Consider the following 19,092-nt stretch of genomic DNA (forward strand, 5'->3'; position numbering starts at 1 on the left):
GACAGCGTCGATCCCTCAAGCCAAAAACACCTTCTCGAACGCCTGTTTGCCGGGCGGCGAAAAAATCACCGCGCGGCTGTCCTTCTCCCGGCGCGCCCATTTCTCGGCGAGAATCTTGTCGAGGATCGCCGCACCCAGCGTGCCGGCGAGATGCGAGCGCCGTACGCTCCAGTCGAGGCAGGCACGGCACACCGGCCGCCGGGCCTTTGCCTCCACATCGATGCCGATCGCCGCGAAATGCGAGGCGGCCGAAGGCGCCAACCGGATTTCGCCCTTGTCGCGCAGCAACAGCCTCCGGTCGATGAGACGGTCGAGCATCGCCACCGCCTGCTCGCCGGCAAGATGATCGTAGCAGACGCGCGCCACGCGCATCGCTCCGTCGCGTGGGCCCGGCCGCACGCGCCTGGGGCCGATGGTTTCGGCGACACCGGCGATGGCTTCGATCATTCCAGCCACCTGCGGGCCGGCGAGCCCGTAATAGCGATGCCGGCCCTGGCTTGCCACGGTCAGCAGCCCGCCTTCCATCAGTTTCGACAGATGCGAGGAGGCGGTCGGCATCGATACGCCGGCCTCGAGCGCCAGCTCGCTCGCCGTCAGCGCCGTGCCGCCCATCAGTGCGTTGAGCATGTTGGCGCGGGCCGGGTCGCCGATCAGGCTGGCGATGCGGGCAATGTCGGGTCCTTCACGCATAGTTTCATCCCTATCGAAGCATTCTCGCCAGATAATCACTATCCTTCGCTCAGCTCAAGGAGCGCTGACGATGCTCCTGACAGGAAACTGCTAGCACAACGGCGTAGGCGACGTTTCGACAGAGATCGAATTATCCGTGCGCCAACTCAGGGAGACCGAAATGACCATCACCTGCTTCATCCGCTACGAGATCGATCCGTTCGGTAAGGCCGCATTCGAGGAATATGCCCGTAACTGGGGTCAGGCCATTCCGCGCTGCGGCGCCGACCTGATCGGCTACTACGCGCCGCATGAAGGCTCGGCCACGACCGCCTATGCCGCCTACAACATAGAAAGCCTGGCCACCTACGAAGCCTATAGGGCCCGGCTTGCCGCCGACCCGGCCGGCAAGGCAAACTACGAATTCGCCCGCCGTGAAAAATTCATCCTCAAGGAGGACCGCATGTTCCTGAAACTGGCGTCCGGCCCGCACGCGAAACTGGTGCTGCCATGATCGCCGTCATCTTCGAGGTCGAACCGGCCGCGGGCAGGCGCGACGCCTATCTGGGCATCGCCGCCGAGTTGCGGCCGCTGCTTGAAGGCATCGATGGCTTCATCTCGGTGGAGCGCTTCCAGAGCCTCGCCAATCCGGACCGCATCCTGTCACTGTCGTTCTGGCGCGACGAGGAAGCGGTGAAGGCATGGCGCAACACGCAAGAACACCGGCAGGCGCAGCAGGCCGGGCGCGGCGGCATCTTTGCCGGCTACCGTTTGCGGATTGCGCAGGTGGTGAGGGACTACGGGCTGACGGAAAGGGAAGAGGTGCCGGCGGACAGCCGGGCGGTGAACGGGTAAGGGAGTGGCGCGGCTCTTCCTTGGTGGCCTCGCGAAGCGAGGTCGGATGAGGGGTGCACCAGGGAACGTCAAGGTCTCATTCCGCTGGAACACCCCTTGTCCGTCTCGGCGCTACGCGCCGATCCACCTTCTCCCACAAGGGAGAAGGAAGAAGGAAGAAGCGCCTAAGCGTTCCCGATGAGCACGCCTGCCGCGAACACCAGCGCGCCGCCGAGCACCACCTGGAAGGCGGCGCGCAGGAAGGGTGTCTGCATGTAGCGGTTCTGGACGAAGGCGATCGCCCAGAGTTCGAAGAACACCACCACGGCGGCGACCGCTGTCGCCGTCCAGAAATGCGGGATGAGGTAAGGCAGCGCATGGCCGAGGCCGCCGAGCGTCGTCATGATGCCCACGGTCAGGCCGCGCTTGACCGGCGAACCCCGGCCCGACAGCTTGCCGTCGTCGGAGGCGACCTCGGTGAAGCCCATCGAGATGCCGGCGCCGATCGAGGCGGCGAGGCCGACGAGAAGCGTCTGCCAGGTGTCGTGCGTGGCAAAGGCGGCGGCGAAGATCGGCGCCAGCGTCGATACCGAGCCGTCCATCAGTCCGGCCAGTCCCGGCTGCACATAGGTGAGGATGAACTGGCGCTGCTCGGCCGTCGCCTCCTCGACCTTCACGGTGCCCGGCACGTGCTGCTGCTCCAGCCGCTGCGCCATGCTCTCATGGCTCTGTTCCGCCGCCGCCAGTTCGTCGAGCAGCTTTCTGGTCGAGGCATCGGTGGTGCGCCTGGCCGCCTCGACATAGAACAGATAGGCCTGCCGCTCCATCGCCTCGGCCTGGCGGCGTACCTGCTCGATGCCGAGCGGCTTGACCAGCCAGTCGGGCTTGCGCTCGTAATAGCCCTTCACATGCTCGCGCCGGATCAGCGGAATGCGCTCGCCGAAACGCCTGCGGAAAAGCTCGATCAGCGCGTCGCGATGACCGTCCTCCTCCTCGGCCATGTCCTCGAACATCTTGGCCGATTGCGGAAAATCCTCCGCCAGCCCATCCGCATAGGCGCGATAGATTCGACCGTCGTCTTCTTCCGACGAGATGGCAAGCGCCAGGATCTCCTGTTCGGAGAGCGAATCGAAGGAACGGCGGCCGAAGCCGAAAACACGGGAAAGCATGAGGAAATCACCCTAGTTTAGAATTGTTCTAAACTAAAGTTTGCTGCCGCATCGGTCAATCGTGCGCCTGGGCGGCCGGTCAAGATTTGTTGAAGCAGCCATTTGGCGCCGGCCCTTCATTATCGGCAAATGTTCACTTATATGACGGAACTCAAGCCAACAACCGAGGAAGCCCGATGACAGCAAAGCCGCACGCCCATCACTTCGACCCGAAACCCGTCCTCGACCTTATCGCCAGCATCGAGGCCGACCTGCAGCGCCTGAAAGGCCTGGTCGAGCAGCAGATCGAGAAGTTCGACCCGGCCAACCCGCACAACAAGACCCTCGACGGCAAGCTGACCGAGGAAGGCGTCGAGTGCTGCTACCGCATGTTCGACGAAGGCAAGTCGCGCTATTCGGTCTCCCAGCAGATGAAGATTTCCTTCGCCGCCGCCACCCATCGCTTCAACGCCTGGCGCAAGGCCGGCGGCAACAAGCGGCAGCGGACGTTGTTGGGGTGAGGGTTGAACTGGACGGACCGGCAGGCAAGTGACGGCCAGCACTGCCGGCCGTCGTGACCCCAAACCTTGTGACGGTTACATTTTTTTGTTGGCCTCGCGCGGCCCTTTGCGTGCACCATGGCCGAACCACATCTACAGGACCCGCCATGACCACGCCTCCCGGCATCGCCGATATCCACGCCGCCGCCGCCCGGCTGTCAGGCCTTATTGTCGAGACGCCACTGATCGAATCGCCCGAGCTCAACAGCCGCTTCGGCGGCCGCATCCTGTTCAAGCCGGAAACGCTGCAGCGTACCGGCTCGTTCAAGTTCCGCGGTGCTTACAACAAGCTGTCCTCGCTATCGGCCGAGGAACGCGGCCGCGGCGTGGTCGCCTTTTCCTCGGGCAATCATGCGCAAGGCGTTGCCGCTTCCGCCGCCATGTTCGGCGTCAGGGCGGTCATCGCCATGCCGTCGGACGCACCGGCCATGAAGATCGGCAATGTCCGCAAGATGGGCGCGGAAGTGGTCGCCTTCGATCGCGTCCGCGAAGACCGCGTGGCCGTGGTTCGGCCTTACGTGGAGAAGGGCATGGTCCTGGTGCCGCCCTATGACGATCCCGCCATCATCGCTGGCCAGGGCACGATCGGCCTCGAACTGCTGCGTCAGGCCAAGGCGCTTGGCGTGAGCCTCGACGCCGTCGTCGTTCCCTGTGGCGGCGGCGGGCTGAGCAGCGGGATTTCGATCGCGGTCAAGGACGGTTCGCCCGCCACCGCCGTCTGGGCGGCAGAGCCGGAATTTTTCGACGACACCAGCCGGTCGCTGGCCAAGGGCGCCAGGGTAGCGAACGAGCCCGGCCACACCTCGATCTGCGACGCGCTTCTCGTCGCCGAGCCGGGAGCGCTCACCTTCGAGATCAACCGCAAGACGCTGGCCGGCGGCATTGCCGTCTCGGAGGAGGCGACGAAGCAGGCCATGCGCGACGCCATGGCCCATCTCAAGCTGGTCGTGGAGCCCGGCGGCTGCGTCGGGCTGGCGGCGCTCTCGTCGGGCAGGATCGACCTGGCCGGCAAATGCGTGGCCGTGGTGCTCTCTGGCGGCAATGTCGATTTCGACGCCTATGCCAAGATCATGGCTGCTGCCGCCTGAGGCCCGCCCCGCGTGGCAGGGCGGGCAGCCTTGTTGTTTCGCAATTCCGGATGGAAACCGCTGCGCACTTTTCCTGGAATTGCCCCAGTGCCGTCAGTCGATGACCTTCACGATGCGACGGGTTCCGGGATCGACGAGGACGGTCTGACCGTTGACGACGACATAGCGGTACTGCACATCAGGGACATCGATCGCATGCAACTCCACAGTGTCCGGCAAGGTCGAGCCGATGGCCAGCTGGACGCCCAGCAGGTCGACCGAGGCGATCGGCTTCTTGTGCACATATTCGCGGATAACGGTCTCCTGCTGCGGCTCGATGATCACGTCCTGAGCGGCGGCGGCACCGATGCCGGCGGCAAGCAGAAGCCCGGCCGCGGTGGCGGAAAGATACAGTCTCATCATTGCCTCCATTGCTGGTCGATAGAGCGCAATACACTTGCAAGTCTGTGCTCTATCCCGTTGTTTTGATGGCATTCCGCATCCCGCCAGATGATCCGGCTGGACGTCGAGATGCCAAAGGCTTCGCTTGCACTAAGGGGGCCATCTTGGCCCGCAAGTGGCAGCGGCGAGGCTGATCGACAACGCCGGGGCAGAAGCATGGTTCCAACCTTCCGGGGGCTGTTCAGTCCAGCGTGCGGCGGAAGCGGACAAGGGCGACGCCGGCAAACAGCGCCACGAACACCACCAGCCAGCCGATCTCTACGGCCACCGCCGGCAGCTGCGCGCCCTTCAGCATGACGGCACGGGTAATGCGCAGGAAATGCGTGAGGGGAAAGATCTCGCCAAAGATCTGCGCCCAGCCCGGCATGCCGCGATAGGGAAACATGAAACCGGAAAGCATGATCGACGGCAGGAAGAAGAAGAAGGTGAGCTGCAACGCCTGCATCTGCGTGCGCGCGACGGTCGAGATCGTGTAGCCGAGCAGCACCAGGGACAGCACGAACACCAGCACCGCCGACAAGAGCAGCGTCATCGACCCCGTGAAGGGGATGGCGAACAGAAGCTTCGACGCCGCCAGCACCACCACGACCTGAACCGCGCCGACCGCCAGATAGGGCAGCACCTTGCCCAGCATGATCTCGAGCGGGCTCGAGGGCATGGCGAGCAGGTTCTCCATCGTGCCGCGCTCTGTCTCGCGCGTCAGCGCGATCGAGGTCATCATCACCATCGTCATCTGCAGGATGACGCCGAGCAGGCCGGGGACGATGTTGTATTGCGAGATGCCCTCCGGATTGTAGCGCCGGTGCACGACCACATCGAGCTGGCCCCGGGCGGCCTCGGCGGCGGCCTCCTGCATGCCTTGCGCTCTGAGCAGCGCCTGGCCGGCGACGGTGCTGAGCGTCGAGATGGCGCCGCTGGCCACCGCCGGGTCGGTGGCGTCGGCCTCGATCAGGATCTGCGGATTGTCGCCGCGCTCCACCCGCCGCGCGAAATCGGCCGGAATGGTGACGACGAAGGCGACGTCGCCGCGCGCCATCAGGAATTCGGCCTCCTCGGCACTTTGCGCCACATGGTCGAAGCGGTAGTAGCCGGTGGTCTGCAGCGCCGAGACCATGGCGCGCGTATAGGGATCGCTGCTCGTCGCCACGAGTGCCGCCGGCAGGCTCTTCGGGTCGTTGTTGATGGCGTAGCCGAACAGCACCAGCTGGATCAGCGGCACACCCAGCATCATGGCGAAGGTGATGCGGTCGCGGCGCATCTGGATGAACTCCTTGATCAGCAGCGCGCCGAGCCGGGCGAAGGAGAAGACCGCGTTCATGCCATGTTGTCCTTCGAGCCGGACATGAACTGGATGAAGACGTCCTCGAGGCTGGTTTCGCCCGGCGCCACCGTCACGCCCTTGTGCTCCTTCTCGACATCGGCCAGCGCCGCCTCCAGCTTCTTCCTGTCGGCTCCCACGACATGCAGCGTCGCGCCGAACGGCGCCACCTGGTCGACGCCCGGCTGGCCTTCGAGCGCTTGCGCCACCTGGTCGAGGCGCGGGCCCTGCAGCACGAAAGTGGTCAAGCCGGCATTCCTGACCACCTCGGCGACGGTGCCCGTCGCCAGCATCTTGCCGTAGGAGATATAACTGATGCGATGGCAGCGCTCGGCCTCGTCCATGTAGTGGGTGGAGACCAGCACGGTCAGCCCGCCGTTGGCCAGCCGGTGGATCTCGTCCCAGAACTCGCGCCGCGCCTTGGGGTCGACGCCAGCCGTCGGCTCGTCGAGCAGAAGCAGCTTCGGCTTGTGCATGATGCAAGCGGCCAGCGCCAGCCGCTGCTTCCAGCCGCCCGACAGCGTACCGGCGAGCTGGTTGCGGCGTGTCGTCAGGCCGAGTTCCTCCAGGGTCCTGGCGACATGCTCCTCGACCGGCTTCAGCCGGTAGAGCCGCGCCACGAATTCAAGGTTCTCGCCGATCGTCAGATCCTCGTAGAACGAGAATTTCTGCGTCATGTAGCCGACCTCGCGCTTGATGCGCAGGCTGTCGGTGAGGATGTCGAAACCCAGCACCGTGCCTTCGCCCTCGTCCGGGGTCAGCAGGCCGCACATGATGCGGATGGTGGTGGTCTTGCCCGAGCCGTTGGGGCCGAGGAAGCCGACGATCTCGCCTTCCGCCACCGTCATCGTGACATGGTCGACGACGGTCTTGTCGCCGAAGCGCTTGACCAGGCCGTGCACGTCGATGACGTTCATTTCCCTGAAACCGCCAGCTCGACATCGACGATCTGGCCCGGCTGCAGGGCGCTGGCGTCACCCTCCGGCCGCGCCTCGACGAGGTAGACCAGCTTCTGCCGGTTCTCCAGCGAATAGATCACCGGCGGGGTGAATTCCGGATCGGGCGAGACATAGCTGACGCGCGCCTTCACATCCGGGCCGCAGCCGTCGCAATGGACGCGGAGCAAGGTGCCGACCTTGACCGAGGAGAAGGCGGCTTCCGGTATATAGACGCTGAGCTTCACCGCGCCGTCGGGCAGCACCGAGATGACGGGCGCGGTCGGCCCTGCCGTGTCGCCCGGATTGCGGATGACGTCGCTGACGCGGCCCGGAGAAGGGGCCGCCAGGGTGCGCTTGGACAGCCGCCACGCCGCTTGGTCGAGCGCGGCCTGCGCCTGCTTGACCTGACTTTCGGCGGCCTTGATCGTCTCGGGACGCGCCGGCAGGCCGCCGGCGGCGAGATTGGCCTGCGCCTGTCCGACCTGCGCATTGGCCGTCTCCAGCGTGGCGGAGGCGGTGTCGTAGTCGGCCTGCGTGCCGGTGCCGCGCCTGAACAGGTCGGCGGCGCGGTCGTATTTGCGTCTGGCATCGTCAGCCTGTGCCTTGGCCATGTCGACCTGGGCCTTGAGGGCGGCGATTTCTTCCGGCCGCTTGCCCACTTGCAGATCGGCAAGCTGCGCCTGCGCCTGTGCGAGACTCGCCGTGGCCTGTGCGACCGCGATTTTCGCGTCGGCGTTTTCCAGCGTCACGATCGTCGTGCCCGACGTGACGCGATCGCCGCGCTTGACGGCGACGGTCTCGACCTGCGCCACCTCGATCGGTGCCAGCAGCACATAGTCGCCTTCGACATAGCCGACGGCCAGCGGCGAAGCCGGTGCGCAGGCGCCGAAGAGCTGAGCGGCAAGCGGCAGCGAACACAGAAAGCTCATCGTCTCGATCCCTTCCGGGCGGCCAGTATGGCGCCGAGGTTGTCCGATGTGACGGCCGCCACCTTGGCGGCCTCGGCGGCGCCGATCTCGCGCCAGCCCATGCGGCGCATGACCGCCTCGCGGCCGATGCGGAAATAGATGACCTGTCCGATCAGCGTGAACACGGTGAGCCGGGTCGCCTCGCTCTCGGCCGCCTCGCCGGTCGCTTCTTCCCAGAGCAGGCACAGGCGCCGATGCGTCGGCTCGAATACGCCCTCATAGATGCGGTCGAGCGCCGCGGTCGGGTGCGAGAGCTCACGCAGCACGAACTGCACGATCTCGCCGGCCTGCGGCTGCGCCACGACGAATGCCACCATCCGCTCCAGCGCCGCGAACAGCTGCGCGCGCGCCGTCTCGGGGTTCGCGATTGCCGGCCCCCGCGCCTCGCCGAGTGCCTGGCCGGCGACCGACTGTATGGTCTCCACGATATGGTCGGCGGCGGCGAGGCGCAGCCCTTCCTTGCTGCCGAAATGATAGGCGATGGAACCGATATTGGCCTTGGCCTCGGCCGCGATCTCGCGCGTGGAGGTGCCATCGAAGCCTTGTCGTCCGAACAGCTTGAGCGCCGCGCGGACCAGGGCTTCACGCGTCATCTCCGCGGCGGGCGGCTCGCGGCGAAGGTTTCGGGCTTCAGGCGGCTTGATCATGCGGCACACTTTAAATCAATCGATTGATTAAAGTCAAATCGGATCGCGGACATGGCTTGCCATGCCGGCCCGCGCGGGCTTTAGTGCGCGGCCATGGGCAAGGAAGTCGAGCGCAAGTTCCTGGTCTCCGGCACGGCATGGCGGGATCTGGTCGAGGCGGACATCCGCATCCTCCAGTTCTATCTCGCCGCCGCGCCGGGGCGCACGGTGCGCGTGCGCATCAGCAACGGCGCCTCGGCCAGGCTGACGCTGAAATTCGGCAGCAAGGCGCGCGAGCGCGACGAATTCGAATATCCCATTCCGCTGGCCGACGCCGTGGAGATGCTCGGCTTCGCCATCGGGCGTGTCATCGAGAAGACACGTCATCATGTTAGGCATGGCGGCTATCTCTATGAAGTCGATGTCTTTGGCGGCGCGCTGGCGGGGCTTGTGGTGGCCGAACTCGAGACGCCGGACGATGTTCCGGATGAAATGCTGCCAGACTGGCTCGGCCGTGAGGTGACTGGCGAACAGCAATTCTACAACGCGTCGCTCGCCCTCGGGGGGATTCCGGAGATCGCCGCATGAGCTTTCGCATCGATCCGCGCCTGCCGCTGACCGGCGAGGTCAGGCGTATCCTGGCCGAGGAAATCGGCAAGGCGCTTACTCATCTCGACACGGCGCGTGACAGGCCGGAGCAGGGACTGCACAAATCCCGCAAACGACTGAAGAGCGTGCGCGCCTTGTTGCGTCTGGTCCGTTCCGGCGACGAAACATTCTGCCGCACGGAGAATGAGTGTTACAGGCAGGTCTCGGCATTGCTCGCCGGACCGCGCGAGGCGACCGCCTTGATCGAGACGATCGACCGTCTGGCCAACGCCTTTCCGGGGCAAAGCGCCGGTGACGGCCTCGGCCCCGCCCGCGATCGCCTGGTGATGCGCCAGCACGCGCTTCATGCCGGCGCCGGTCTCGACGGGGCCATAGAAGCTGCCATCGCCGCCTGCCAGGAGGGCCTCGAACGCGTCGACAGGCTGTCCTTGCCGGACCAGCCGGAGCGGGCCGCCGACATACTGGCCGAGGGCGCCCGCGCCATATTGCGGCGCGCGCGCAAAGCGCTCGACAAGGCCGCCTCGAGCGGCGAGGCCGAGGATTTCCACGACCTGCGCAAGGCGGCAAAGACCCACAGCATGCATCTGTCGCTGCTCGGCCGCCTGTGGCCAACGCCAATCAAGGCTCGTCGCAAGGCGGTCGACAAGCTCGCGGAGCAACTCGGCGAACTGCACGACGTCTTCGTCATGCGCGCGATGCTGGATGCCGGCGGCGAGCCGCTTGGGCCGCCCGGGGATACGAAACTCCTTGGCAAACTCCTGAAGCGCTCCGAAAAGAGCCTGAGGAAATCCTGCCTTGCCGAGGCGGCCGAACTTTTCGGCGACAGTCCCAGGCGCTCAACGAAGAAGCTGGCCCGCAAGGCGCGCGACGATCTTGCCGGCGCTCCGCCTGCGGAGGAATTGGCGGCGAGGTGACGCAACGGCATTCATCGCAGGTCATGCCGGCATTGGCCGTGGGTGGCTCGCCGGGAGGGGCTGGCCCTTCATTCGCGCACCGGCATCACGCGGGTGCGGGCCGATCGGCATGATTGCGGGAAACGGCGTCGCACCGAAGGCGAACGTCCATTTGTAGCCGACCAGTGCGTCCTCCGGCGTCGTGTGCTGGTCATGATGGGCAAGCAGCCGGGCTCGGTCGGCCAGTTCTTCCGCCTCGCGCCGCACCATCTCGGCCGTTTCCGGGCGCATGCGCCTGGAGAAGCTGACGAAGGTCGCCTCGTTCTCGATATGGGTTATGGCCCAGCCGATGAAATTCTTGTTGGTCATTTCGAATAACGGCCTCAGCGGCCCTTCGAAATTCCACTGGATCGGCGTCTCCACCAGCAGCCTTGCCGACAGGCCGCGCCCAAGCGCCACCAGGCCCAGTTCCTCGAGGTCGCGCAGATAAAGGAACATCGAGGCCTCGCTCAGTCCCTGCGAGCGCATGATGCCCTGCGGCGTGAACTTTTCCGACAGCATGACGAAGACGAACAGCAGCGCCGGCCGGCCGGCGAGCCTGCGCTCGATCTCCGGCGCGATGTGGTTGACCGGTCCCGGTCCCCTGTTCATCGAGCCGAGCACGTTCTCCAGCTCGACGCCGGCGGCCGCGCAGATCTCCATCAGCCTGTCGAGCTTGCAGTTGCGTTCGTGGAAGATGCGCTTCACCGTCGGCTCTGAGACACCCATCCGTTCGGCAAGCGCGCGATAGGTGAGGCCTTTGGCCTTCAATGTCCGCTTCAGCGCCTCGAAGATGGGACCGTTCATCGAATGAATCTCTTTTGCAAGGTTTCGTATCGATTTCCGATACTAGCAGCGATCGGTCTTCCCGGGAAGTATCGAAATCGCTAGCTCTGCGCCGCCAATCATAGGAGACCAGTCATGAAGAGCCCCTCCATCCTTGTCGCCGTCGCGGTCGCCGCCATCGCGCTAGCCTTCCCGGCGCAGGCCGGCGAGACCTGGCGCGCCACCGGTTTCGAGCAACCGGAATCGGCGCTCTTCGACGCCGCCGGCAACCGCATCATTGTCTCCAACATCGTCGGCAATCCCGGCGAGGCCGACGGCAACGGCTATCTGTCGCTGCTATCCTCCGACGGCAAGCTGATCACCCGTCACTGGGTCGGCGGCATGGACGCTCCGAAAGGCATGGCGATCTCGGGCGGCAGGCTCTACGTCGCCGACATCACAAGGGTCCGCGTCGTCGATCTCGCCAGCGGCAAGCTCATCTCCAGCATCGATGTGCAGGACGCCGTCTTCCTGAACGACATGACGTCGGATGTCTCCGGCAAGGTCTATGTCACGGACATGCTGGCCGACACCATCTACCGCATCGACGGCGACAAGCCGGTGCCGTTCGTCAAGGACGCACTGCTTGCTTCGCCCAACGGCATCTTCGCCCATGGCGGCAGGCTGATCGTGGCGTCGTGGGGCAAGGGCATCAAGCCGGATTTCAGTACGGGCGAGCCCGGCGGGCTGCTGGCGGTCGACCTCGCCGGCAAGACGGTGACGCCGCTGCCCGGCGCGGGAAAATTCGCCGACCTCGACGGCGTCGTCGTCATCGGCGACAGCATCTACGCCACGGCCTACATGACCGGCACGCTCTACCGGTACAGAGAGGGCGGCACGCCGGAAGCAGTGGCGCATTTCAGGCCGGGCAGCGCCGACATCGGCACCGACGGCAAATCGATCCTCTATGTCCCGCTGATGAACGAGGGCGAAATCGTGGCGCTGAGGCTCGATTGAGAAGCCAGATTTTCGGCGCCGACTCTACGAGAGCCTTTGCCACATGGGCCGGGCGGATCTAAAACCAGCCGCCATGAGGATGGTCGTCCGCCGCCCGCTCGCCCGTTCGGAACTGCCGCACGATACGGCCGTTCTCGCGCGCTATCTCATCGGCAAGATCGTGGTGCGGGAATTGCCCGAAGGCATTGCCAGCGGCCGCATCGTCGAGACCGAGGCGTATGTCGCCGGCGATGCTGCCGGGCACGGCTACCGGGGAATGACCTCGCGCAACCGCTCGCTGTTTCTCGAGCGCGGGCATGCCTATGTCTATCTCGCCTACGGCATATCATACATGCTGAATGTCTCGAGCGAGGTGCCCGGAATCGGAACCGGCGTCCTGATCAGGGCACTCGAGCCGCTCGACGGCATTCCGACCATGCGGCTCAATCGCGGCATCGAGCGCCTGCGTGACCTGGCGCGAGGACCGGGAAGGCTCGCCATGGCGTTGCGGATCGACCGTTCGCTCGACGGGCTCGATCTTTGCCGGGAAGGCCCTCTATGGCTTGCAAGCGATGGCCGCGACCCCGGCGAAATCGGGCAGGGCGTTCGGATCGGCATTTCGAAGGATGCGGACCGCCTGCTGCGATTTTATGTCCGGGGAAGTCCGTTCGTCAGCGGTTCGCGATCGCTCAACCCATGAGAGGTGCTTCCCGGCGCGTTGACAGCAAGCAGAATGCAACTACTGCGCCGCCCTTTTTCCCTCCAACTGCGCTCGCGCGGCCCGGATCGAGGCGGCGTAGGTCACCAGAGGGCGCTTGAGGCCGTGGTTGATCAGCGTGCGCCTTGTCTGCGGCGAAGCGCCCGATATGACAAAGCGCACGCCGGCGCGCCTGGCCTTGTGTGCGGCGCCCTCGATGACATTGGCCGCGGTCGAATCGAAGAACGGCACCGCCGAGCAGTCGAGGATGAAGTTCTTGCGCTGGTCGGCGATGCGGTCGAGCACCGCGCCGACGGTCGAAGCGGCGCCGAAGAAGAACGCGCCGGAGATGCGGTATACGACGGTGTCGGCGTCGGTCGCGTCCCTGGAATCATAGACGCTCTCGCGGTCGGCGACATCCTCCGGCACCAGGGTCTGGTCGGCTTCGACGGCGATGGATTTCGCCATGCGGTCGATGAAAAGGATCGAGCCCAGCGCGAAGCCCACGACGATGCCTTCGGTCAAGTCGCGGAAGACCACGATCAGGAAGGTGGCCATCAGTACGAGGGCATCGCCGCGCGAGGCGCGCAGCAGCGTGGCGAAAGCCTGCTTCTCGAACATGTTCCAGCACACCACCGCCAGCACGCCGGCGAGGGCGGAGAGCGGGATGTAGCTGGCGAGCGGTGCTGCCACCAGCATCAGGACGAGCAGGATCATGGAGTGGATCATGCCCGAAACCGGCCCGTGCGCGCCGGCCCGCACATTGGTGGCGGTACGGGCAATGGTGCCGGTGGTGCAGATGCCGCCGAACAGGGCCGAGGCGATGTTGGCGAAGCCTTGCGCCACCAGTTCGCAGTTGGAACGGTGGCGGCGGCCGGTCATGCCGTCGGCGACGACGGCCGACAGCAAGGATTCGATGGCGCCCAGCAACGCGAAGGCGATGGCGTCCGGCAGCACGTCGATCATCCTGTCGAGGCTGACAGGGGGAAGCGCCGGCCATTGCAGGCTGCGCGGGATGCCGCCAAAGCGCGTGCCGATCGTCTCGGCCGGCAACGCAAACAGCGCCACCGCGAGTGACGCCAGCCCGATGGCGATCAACATCGCCGGCCATTTCGGCCGCCAGCGCTTCAGGAAAGCGATGGTTGCGATTGTCAGCACCGCCACGAAGGTCGCCGCGAGATTGATCGTGCCGGCCGCCTCGCCGATCGCCGTCAGCTTCGGCACCAGCGGGCCAGGCTCCTTGCCGGCGAGCTTCAGCCCGAACAGTTCGACGATCTGGCCCGAGAAGATGATGACGGCGATACCGGCGGTAAAGCCGACCGTCACCGGATAGGGAATGAACTTTATGTAAGTGCCGAGCCGCAGGTACCCGATGGCGATGAGGAAGATGCCGGCCATCATCGTCGCCAGCAACAGCCCGTCCACGCCGACCCGCGCGACCGTCGCCGCCACCAGCACGATGAAGGCGCCCGCGGGGCCGCCGATCTGGAAACGGCTGCCGCCGAACGCCGAAATGATGAAGCCGCCGATGATCGATGTGTAGAGCCCGCGCTCCGGCGTCACCCCCGATGCGATGGCGATTGCCATCGACAGCGGCAAGGCGACGATGGCGACGGTCAGCCCGGCAATGGCATCGGCCCTGAGATGGTCGAGCCCGTAGCCTTCCCGCCAGACCGTCACCAGTTTCGGTGTGAACAGTTCGGAAAAAGTCGGCTTTGCCGGTCCATGGACCGGTTTGCGCGCGGTTTTGTGGAGTGTCTGCCCGATCTCGTCCATGGACTGCCTTCCGCACTTGAAAGGCGGCGGGATCGTCGGCAGGACTGTCGGCGGTCGCCGTCGCGACTTATGCCGGCTCAGCTTTCGGATTGGGCGGCACGGCAGGCTTGAGGCGCACGCCCCGGCCGCCGCGCTCACTGGGTTGATTCTCGCCGATCAGCTCCACCCCGGCCTCGTCGAGGGCCTGGATGACCTTCATCAGCGTATCGACCACGCCCCTGACCACGCCATCGCTCGCTTCCATACGCTGGATGGTGGGAAGCGAAACGCCGGCGCGCTCGGCGAGCGTCTTCTGATCGATGCCGGCCAGCGCCCTCGCGGCGCGCATCTGCGCGGCAGTGATCATCGGCCGGGATCCCCGTCTGAGTCTGCGGATATGATGTATAATATGATCATTATGATGTTTCAAGCATCAGGATGCACGGCTGACCCTTGATCATCATAGCTGCCGAGCATTTTTTCGGATACTTCCCGAGCATTGAGAGCTATGGTGTTCCATCTGGGGCAGGGGATAACGCGGTTGACCATTTTCAAGACATTGACGACATCGGCATGCCTGATATCGGTGGTCCTTCTGCTAACGGGCTGCGGACACTTGATCAACCGGCTGATCTGACCGCTTCCCGCTCGGGCGTCGTCAGGCATCGTCACGCACCACCCTGCGCCGCTGCAGGACCCTTGCCGCCAACCAGCACAGCATGGCCCAGGCAAAGCCCGCGCACCAGCCGGCCAGCACGTCCGACGGCCAATGGACGCCGAGATAGATGCGGCTGATGCCGACCAGCACCGTCGTCAGCACGGCGAGGGCCAGAACATAGATCTTCGTCGTCCGGCCATGCAGGAAGCGCGCCGCAAGCGAGCCCAATGTGAGATAGGTCACCGCCGACAGCATCGCGTGGCCGCTCGGGAAGGAAAGCGAGGTCTCGTTGACCAGATGCGAGACGAGCTCGGGCCGCGGCCGGTCGACGCCGAGCTTCAGCAGGCTCGACAGCGTCTGGCCGCCCGCCACGGCGACGAAGATGAGAAGCGCGGTCCCGGGCCTGTGGATCAACAGCAGATAGATGATCGTCGCCGCCGTGATCAGCACCAGCACGCTGGTGCTGCCGAGGCTGGTGATGTCGCGCATCGCCCCTTCCATCCATGGCGGGCCGATCGGGATACCGGGTTGGCCCGCCTGGCGGAAGGCAAGCATGATTTCAGCGTCGAAGGCGTGCGGGGTGGTGGCCCGTGCCACCTCCATCAATTCCACGAAGCCCCAAAGGCCGGCGGCGACCACAAGGCCGGCCAGCAGCACCGGGAATTCGACCCGCCTCAGCAGAGCCTTTGCCGCAGTCTTCATCGGACCTCGTTTCGCAACCATGGTTTGCCGGTCATCGCCCTTGCACATAGGGTCCGAGCGTGATCAGCGCCACGGCGGCGATCGCCAGCACGATGCCGGCCGCTTGCAGCGTATTGATGCGCTCGCCGAAGAATATCAGAGCCACCAGATTGACCGATACCAGCTGGATGACGGCCGACAGGCTGAACGACACCGACATGCCGAACTCGCGAATCAGCCGCAGCATGATCAGGTTGCCCAGCGAATAGAGCGCAAGCGTCAGCACGATCTTGCCCAGGCTGGGCGCCATCCCCCATTGCTTGGCCGCCGCCGCCGCCAGCAGAAAGATCACGGTCGAAAGACCGAGCTGAAGTAACCCCGAAAAACTCACCCTGCCCCTCGATATTGATCCCGGTCGTCCGTGCCTTGTTTCGCAAGCGCGTCGGGACGTCAAGCAGCTGCCGTGGGACCAGGCTCTTGTGTCGGCAGGACCGAAGCGCCAAAGTCGCGGCCACTGCCCTGCCCCTGCGGGTGGGGGCGAGGAGCGTGTCGTGCGATTTCTCGAAACCTTGTCGCGGCGCTGGAACGGACTTACGCTGGCTCTGCAGTTCATCATTGCCGGCGGTTTTGGGCTGCTTGCGGTGATGCTGGTGGTCGGCTTCTGGGTCACCGCGCAAATCCGCGAAAGCGTGCTCCATAATTCGGCGGCCACGACTGCCCTTTATGTCGACAGCGTGATCGCTCCGCTGCTCCCCGATCTGCGCACGAACCGCCAGCTCGATGACACCGTCAAACGGGCGCTTGACGAGACCCTCGGCCAAGGCGCGCTCGGCAAACGACTGTTTTCCTTCAAGCTGTGGCGTCGGGACGGCACGGTGCTGTATTCGAAGGACACGGCCTTGATCGGCCGGCAGTTCGGCCCGAGCGCCAACCTGCGTGCCGCCTTCGCCGGGAATGTCGTCGCCGAGTTCAACGAGCTAGGCGACGAGGACGACGAGGAGGAGAGGGCCGCGGGCGTGCCGCTGCTGGAAATCTACAATCCGGTCCGCGAACCCTGGTCCGGCGAGGTGGTCGCCGTCACCGAATTCTACGAGATCGCCGACGATTTCCAGGCGGCTCTGGCTTCCGCCTTGCTGTCGAGCTGGCTGATCGTGGCCGGCGCCACGCTGGCGGCGCTGCTGCTGTTGTCGGGGATCGTCATACGTGGCAGCCGCACCATCGACAAGCAGCGCGGCGTTCTGCAGGGCCAGGTCTCCGAGCTGCAGGCGCTGGTCTCGCAGAACCGGGCGCTGCGCCTGCGCGTCCAGCAGGCGTCGCGCCGTGCCACGGCGCTCAATGAACGATATTTGCGTCGCATCGGTGCCGACCTTCATGACGGGCCGGCTCAGCTCGTCGCGCTGGCGGCGCTGCGTTTGGACAGCCCCGCCATTTCCGGCGAGGGTGCCTCCAGCGACAGCCGCAACGCCGAGATCGCCATGATCCGCATGGCGCTGGACGATGCGATGCGTGAAATCCGCGGCATCTGCAACGGCCTTGTCCTGCCGCAGATAGAAACGGCCGCGGCCGGCGACATTCTGCGTCTTGCCGTCGACGAGCATCAACGCAGGACCCGCAGTTCCGTGGCGCTGACCCTATCCAGGCAGTTGCCCGAACTGGGCGCTTCGGAGAAGATCAGCATCTATCGCTTCGTCCAGGAGGGGCTGAACAACGCCTACCGTCATGGGCAGGGCAAGGATCAGGAGGTGAAGGCCGGGATGACAGGCGGCAAGTTCTTCGTTGAAGTATCGGACGGCGGGCCCGGATTCGATCCGAGGCGGGCCGAGGGCCTGGGGCTTGCCGGCATCAGGGAGCGCATCGAAAGCATTGGTGGCCAGTTCGAGACCACGACCGGCCCGCAGGGAACACGATTGATGATTACGCTAGCCGTCGAGGATCAACCATGATCGGTACCATCCGTGTCGCCATTGTCGACGACCACCCCCTGTTTCGCGAAGGCGTTACCCGCAGCCTGTCGGAGATCGGCGGCTTCGAAATGGTGGCCCAGGGTGCCACGGCGCAGGATGCCGAACGCATCGCCTCGACTTTGCAGCCCGACATACTGCTGCTCGACATCAGCATGCCGGGTGACGGTCTTGCGTCGGTGGCCGGCATACTGGGTGCCAATCCCGGACAGAAGATCGTCATGCTGACGGTCTCGGAGGCCAATGCCGACGTGGCGCGGGCGCTGAACGCCGGTGTGCGCGGCTATGTGCTGAAGGGGGTCGGCTCGCGCATGCTGGCCGAAATCCTGCATGGTGTCGCGGCCGGCGAAACCTATGTGTCGCCGACCCTGTCGGCCCGCCTGCTTTCGGACCTGCAATCGCTGCAGCCGGCCAACGGCAGGACGGACCGCCTGCGTCAGCTCACCGGACGCGAGGCCGAGATCCTGCAGCTGGTGGCGGAAGGGCTGAGCAACAAGGAAGTGGCGCTGCGGCTGGCGCTGCAGGAAAAAACGGTCAAGCATCATATGACCGGTGTGCTGTCCAAGCTCAACGTGCGCAATCGCACCGAGGCGGCGCTGCTGATGCGCGAAGCGCGGGATCGGGCCGGCAGCTAATCCTGGTCGCCCGCAAGGGATCCCTGGTTTGGGATAGCGACACGCATAAATGAAAACCTGAAGCGCGGTGCAGCGGAACGCTCCAGGGCAAAAAAAGACGGCCCCTATACGGGGCCGGAGCGACAAGGTCACCTCCGCCGGGGGGCGGCGGAGGTGACACGTAAAGCGGGCGATGCCTATTGCCCGCTCTACAACCCCTTGAGGCGGCTTATATCCGCCGCCGTCGCAGGGCGCTCGACGATCGTGCGTCCCAGCGCGTCGGTCATTTTGAAGCGACCCTTCTCGATCTCTTCGCCGAAGCCGTTAGGGTGCTGCACCACGATCTTGTTGTCGTCTATTTCGACACGATCGCCGGTTGTTGCGTTCACATGCTTGCCGGAGCTGTTGGCACCGTTCCCCTTGCCACTGTTGCCGCCGCCATTGTTCACGTTACCGCCGGCGTTGCCATTGTTGCCACCGGCGTTGCCATTGTTGCCGCCGCCGCTATTCCCGCCCCCACCATTTCCGTTACCCCCATTCCCGCCATTGCCGCCGTTCCCACCAGGTGCGGCCTGGGCGCCGGACGCGGCAATGCCTGCGGTGGAACCGTGAAAATCGAGGTGATAGGGGGCTATGGTCAGCGCCAGTGCCGGCACTGCTCTCAGGGTCAGCCAGCAACAATGAGCCATGATCGAGCTGCGCATCAGTCCCTCACTTGATCGGACCGGCAAATTCAGAGGCCATCTCGTGCAGGTACGCGACCATCGGCGACATGGCGTGTTCGTGTAAGTGGCCCACGACCGATGCCGCGGCAATCCGGACCTTCGCCCCGAT

Annotated in this window: 23 protein-coding genes; 10 read left to right on the top strand and 13 right to left on the bottom strand. The window is 65.1% G+C overall.

Annotation, left to right across the window (positions count from 1 at the left end; translation table 11 throughout):
- Positions 1-15: 15 nt before the first annotated feature.
- Positions 16-690 (bottom strand): ArsR/SmtB family transcription factor, encoded by a 675-nt coding sequence (locus LB551_RS08350; protein WP_224658847.1) that lies wholly within the window; start codon positions 688-690, stop codon positions 16-18.
- Between the two features lie 160 nt (positions 691-850).
- On the opposite strand from LB551_RS08350, the gene LB551_RS08355 reads away from it, so the two are divergent.
- Complete coding sequence (locus LB551_RS08355) at positions 851-1,183, top strand: NIPSNAP family protein (protein ID WP_224658849.1); 333 nt, start codon at positions 851-853, stop codon at positions 1,181-1,183.
- On the top strand, positions 1,180-1,524 hold the full coding sequence (locus tag LB551_RS08360) for an antibiotic biosynthesis monooxygenase family protein (protein WP_224658850.1): 345 nt from the start codon (positions 1,180-1,182) through the stop codon (positions 1,522-1,524). Before LB551_RS08355 ends, LB551_RS08360 begins: the two co-directional genes overlap by 4 nt.
- A gap of 164 nt (positions 1,525-1,688) precedes the next feature.
- Here the strand turns inward: LB551_RS08360 and mbfA are convergent, their stop codons facing one another.
- On the bottom strand, positions 1,689-2,672 hold the full coding sequence (gene mbfA / locus LB551_RS08365; RefSeq protein ID WP_140491779.1) for an iron exporter MbfA: 984 nt from the start codon (positions 2,670-2,672) through the stop codon (positions 1,689-1,691).
- Positions 2,673-2,848: 176 nt separating this feature from the next.
- Here mbfA and LB551_RS08370 point away from each other — a divergent pair, with 176 nt between their 5' ends.
- Positions 2,849-3,172: a hypothetical protein gene (locus LB551_RS08370; protein WP_140491777.1), complete on the top strand. Its 324-nt coding sequence runs from the start codon at positions 2,849-2,851 to the stop codon at positions 3,170-3,172.
- A gap of 146 nt (positions 3,173-3,318) precedes the next feature.
- On the top strand, positions 3,319-4,299 hold the full coding sequence (locus LB551_RS08375) for a threonine/serine dehydratase (protein WP_224658852.1): 981 nt from the start codon (positions 3,319-3,321) through the stop codon (positions 4,297-4,299).
- Positions 4,300-4,392: 93 nt separating this feature from the next.
- On the opposite strand, the gene LB551_RS08380 is transcribed toward LB551_RS08375, so the two are convergent.
- The 5 genes from LB551_RS08380 to LB551_RS08400 form a co-directional block, all read right to left on the bottom strand.
- Positions 4,393-4,698 carry a DUF1236 domain-containing protein gene (locus LB551_RS08380; protein WP_140491773.1) on the bottom strand — a complete coding sequence of 102 codons (306 nt, stop codon included), beginning with the start codon at positions 4,696-4,698 and terminating at the stop codon, positions 4,393-4,395.
- A 223-nt stretch (positions 4,699-4,921) separates the two neighbouring features.
- On the bottom strand, positions 4,922-6,058 hold the full coding sequence (locus tag LB551_RS08385; RefSeq protein WP_140559144.1) for an ABC transporter permease: 1,137 nt from the start codon (positions 6,056-6,058) through the stop codon (positions 4,922-4,924).
- Positions 6,055-6,975, bottom strand: a complete 921-nt coding sequence (locus tag LB551_RS08390) for an ABC transporter ATP-binding protein (RefSeq protein WP_224658854.1) — start codon at positions 6,973-6,975, stop codon at positions 6,055-6,057. The genes LB551_RS08385 and LB551_RS08390 overlap by 4 nt, the downstream gene beginning before the upstream one ends.
- On the bottom strand, positions 6,972-7,925 hold the full coding sequence (locus tag LB551_RS08395) for an HlyD family secretion protein (RefSeq protein ID WP_224625337.1): 954 nt from the start codon (positions 7,923-7,925) through the stop codon (positions 6,972-6,974). Before LB551_RS08395 ends, LB551_RS08390 begins: the two co-directional genes overlap by 4 nt.
- The gene (locus LB551_RS08400) at positions 7,922-8,611 is read right to left on the bottom strand and encodes a CerR family C-terminal domain-containing protein (protein ID WP_224658856.1); all 690 of its coding nucleotides are present in this window, start codon (positions 8,609-8,611) and stop codon (positions 7,922-7,924) included. The genes LB551_RS08395 and LB551_RS08400 overlap by 4 nt, the downstream gene beginning before the upstream one ends.
- A 93-nt stretch (positions 8,612-8,704) precedes the next feature.
- On the opposite strand from LB551_RS08400, the gene LB551_RS08405 reads away from it, so the two are divergent.
- A complete protein-coding gene (locus LB551_RS08405) occupies positions 8,705-9,178 on the top strand; it encodes a CYTH domain-containing protein (RefSeq protein WP_224658858.1) in 474 nt (157 codons plus the stop codon).
- A complete protein-coding gene (locus tag LB551_RS08410; protein WP_224658860.1) occupies positions 9,175-10,113 on the top strand; it encodes a CHAD domain-containing protein in 939 nt (312 codons plus the stop codon). Before LB551_RS08405 ends, LB551_RS08410 begins: the two co-directional genes overlap by 4 nt.
- A gap of 21 nt (positions 10,114-10,134) precedes the next feature.
- Here the strand turns inward: LB551_RS08410 and LB551_RS08415 are convergent, their stop codons facing one another.
- Positions 10,135-10,938, bottom strand: a complete 804-nt coding sequence (locus LB551_RS08415; RefSeq protein WP_224625333.1) for a helix-turn-helix domain-containing protein — start codon at positions 10,936-10,938, stop codon at positions 10,135-10,137.
- Positions 10,939-11,052: 114 nt separating this feature from the next.
- Here LB551_RS08415 and LB551_RS08420 point away from each other — a divergent pair, with 114 nt between their 5' ends.
- Positions 11,053-11,913 carry an SMP-30/gluconolactonase/LRE family protein gene (locus LB551_RS08420; protein WP_224658861.1) on the top strand — a complete coding sequence of 287 codons (861 nt, stop codon included), beginning with the start codon at positions 11,053-11,055 and terminating at the stop codon, positions 11,911-11,913.
- Between the two features lie 73 nt (positions 11,914-11,986).
- Positions 11,987-12,592, top strand: coding sequence for a DNA-3-methyladenine glycosylase (locus tag LB551_RS08425; protein WP_411970936.1), 606 nt, complete (start codon positions 11,987-11,989; stop codon positions 12,590-12,592).
- A 39-nt stretch (positions 12,593-12,631) separates the two neighbouring features.
- On the opposite strand, the gene LB551_RS08430 is transcribed toward LB551_RS08425, so the two are convergent.
- From LB551_RS08430 to LB551_RS08445, 4 genes are all read right to left on the bottom strand, one after another.
- A complete protein-coding gene (locus LB551_RS08430; RefSeq protein ID WP_224658862.1) occupies positions 12,632-14,365 on the bottom strand; it encodes a SulP family inorganic anion transporter in 1,734 nt (577 codons plus the stop codon).
- A gap of 67 nt (positions 14,366-14,432) precedes the next feature.
- Positions 14,433-14,711 carry a helix-turn-helix domain-containing protein gene (locus LB551_RS08435; RefSeq protein ID WP_140491757.1) on the bottom strand — a complete coding sequence of 93 codons (279 nt, stop codon included), beginning with the start codon at positions 14,709-14,711 and terminating at the stop codon, positions 14,433-14,435.
- 291 nt (positions 14,712-15,002) lie between these two features.
- Positions 15,003-15,704: a phosphatase PAP2 family protein gene (locus tag LB551_RS08440; RefSeq protein WP_224658863.1), complete on the bottom strand. Its 702-nt coding sequence runs from the start codon at positions 15,702-15,704 to the stop codon at positions 15,003-15,005.
- Positions 15,705-15,735: 31 nt separating this feature from the next.
- Entirely contained in the window at positions 15,736-16,074 is a 339-nt protein-coding gene (locus LB551_RS08445; protein ID WP_140493450.1) for a hypothetical protein, read from the bottom strand.
- A gap of 160 nt (positions 16,075-16,234) precedes the next feature.
- Here LB551_RS08445 and LB551_RS08450 point away from each other — a divergent pair, with 160 nt between their 5' ends.
- On the top strand, positions 16,235-17,626 hold the full coding sequence (locus LB551_RS08450; protein WP_140551757.1) for a sensor histidine kinase: 1,392 nt from the start codon (positions 16,235-16,237) through the stop codon (positions 17,624-17,626).
- The gene (locus LB551_RS08455) at positions 17,623-18,279 is read left to right on the top strand and encodes a response regulator (RefSeq protein ID WP_140491751.1); all 657 of its coding nucleotides are present in this window, start codon (positions 17,623-17,625) and stop codon (positions 18,277-18,279) included. The genes LB551_RS08450 and LB551_RS08455 overlap by 4 nt, the downstream gene beginning before the upstream one ends.
- 188 nt (positions 18,280-18,467) lie before the next feature.
- Here LB551_RS08455 and LB551_RS08460 read toward each other — a convergent pair whose 3' ends face one another.
- Entirely contained in the window at positions 18,468-18,962 is a 495-nt protein-coding gene (locus LB551_RS08460) for a hypothetical protein (protein ID WP_224625328.1), read from the bottom strand.
- Between the last annotated feature and the right edge of the window lie 130 nt (positions 18,963-19,092).

The organism is Mesorhizobium sp. BR1-1-2, assembly GCF_020165435.1.
Taxonomy (GTDB): domain Bacteria; phylum Pseudomonadota; class Alphaproteobacteria; order Rhizobiales; family Rhizobiaceae; genus Mesorhizobium.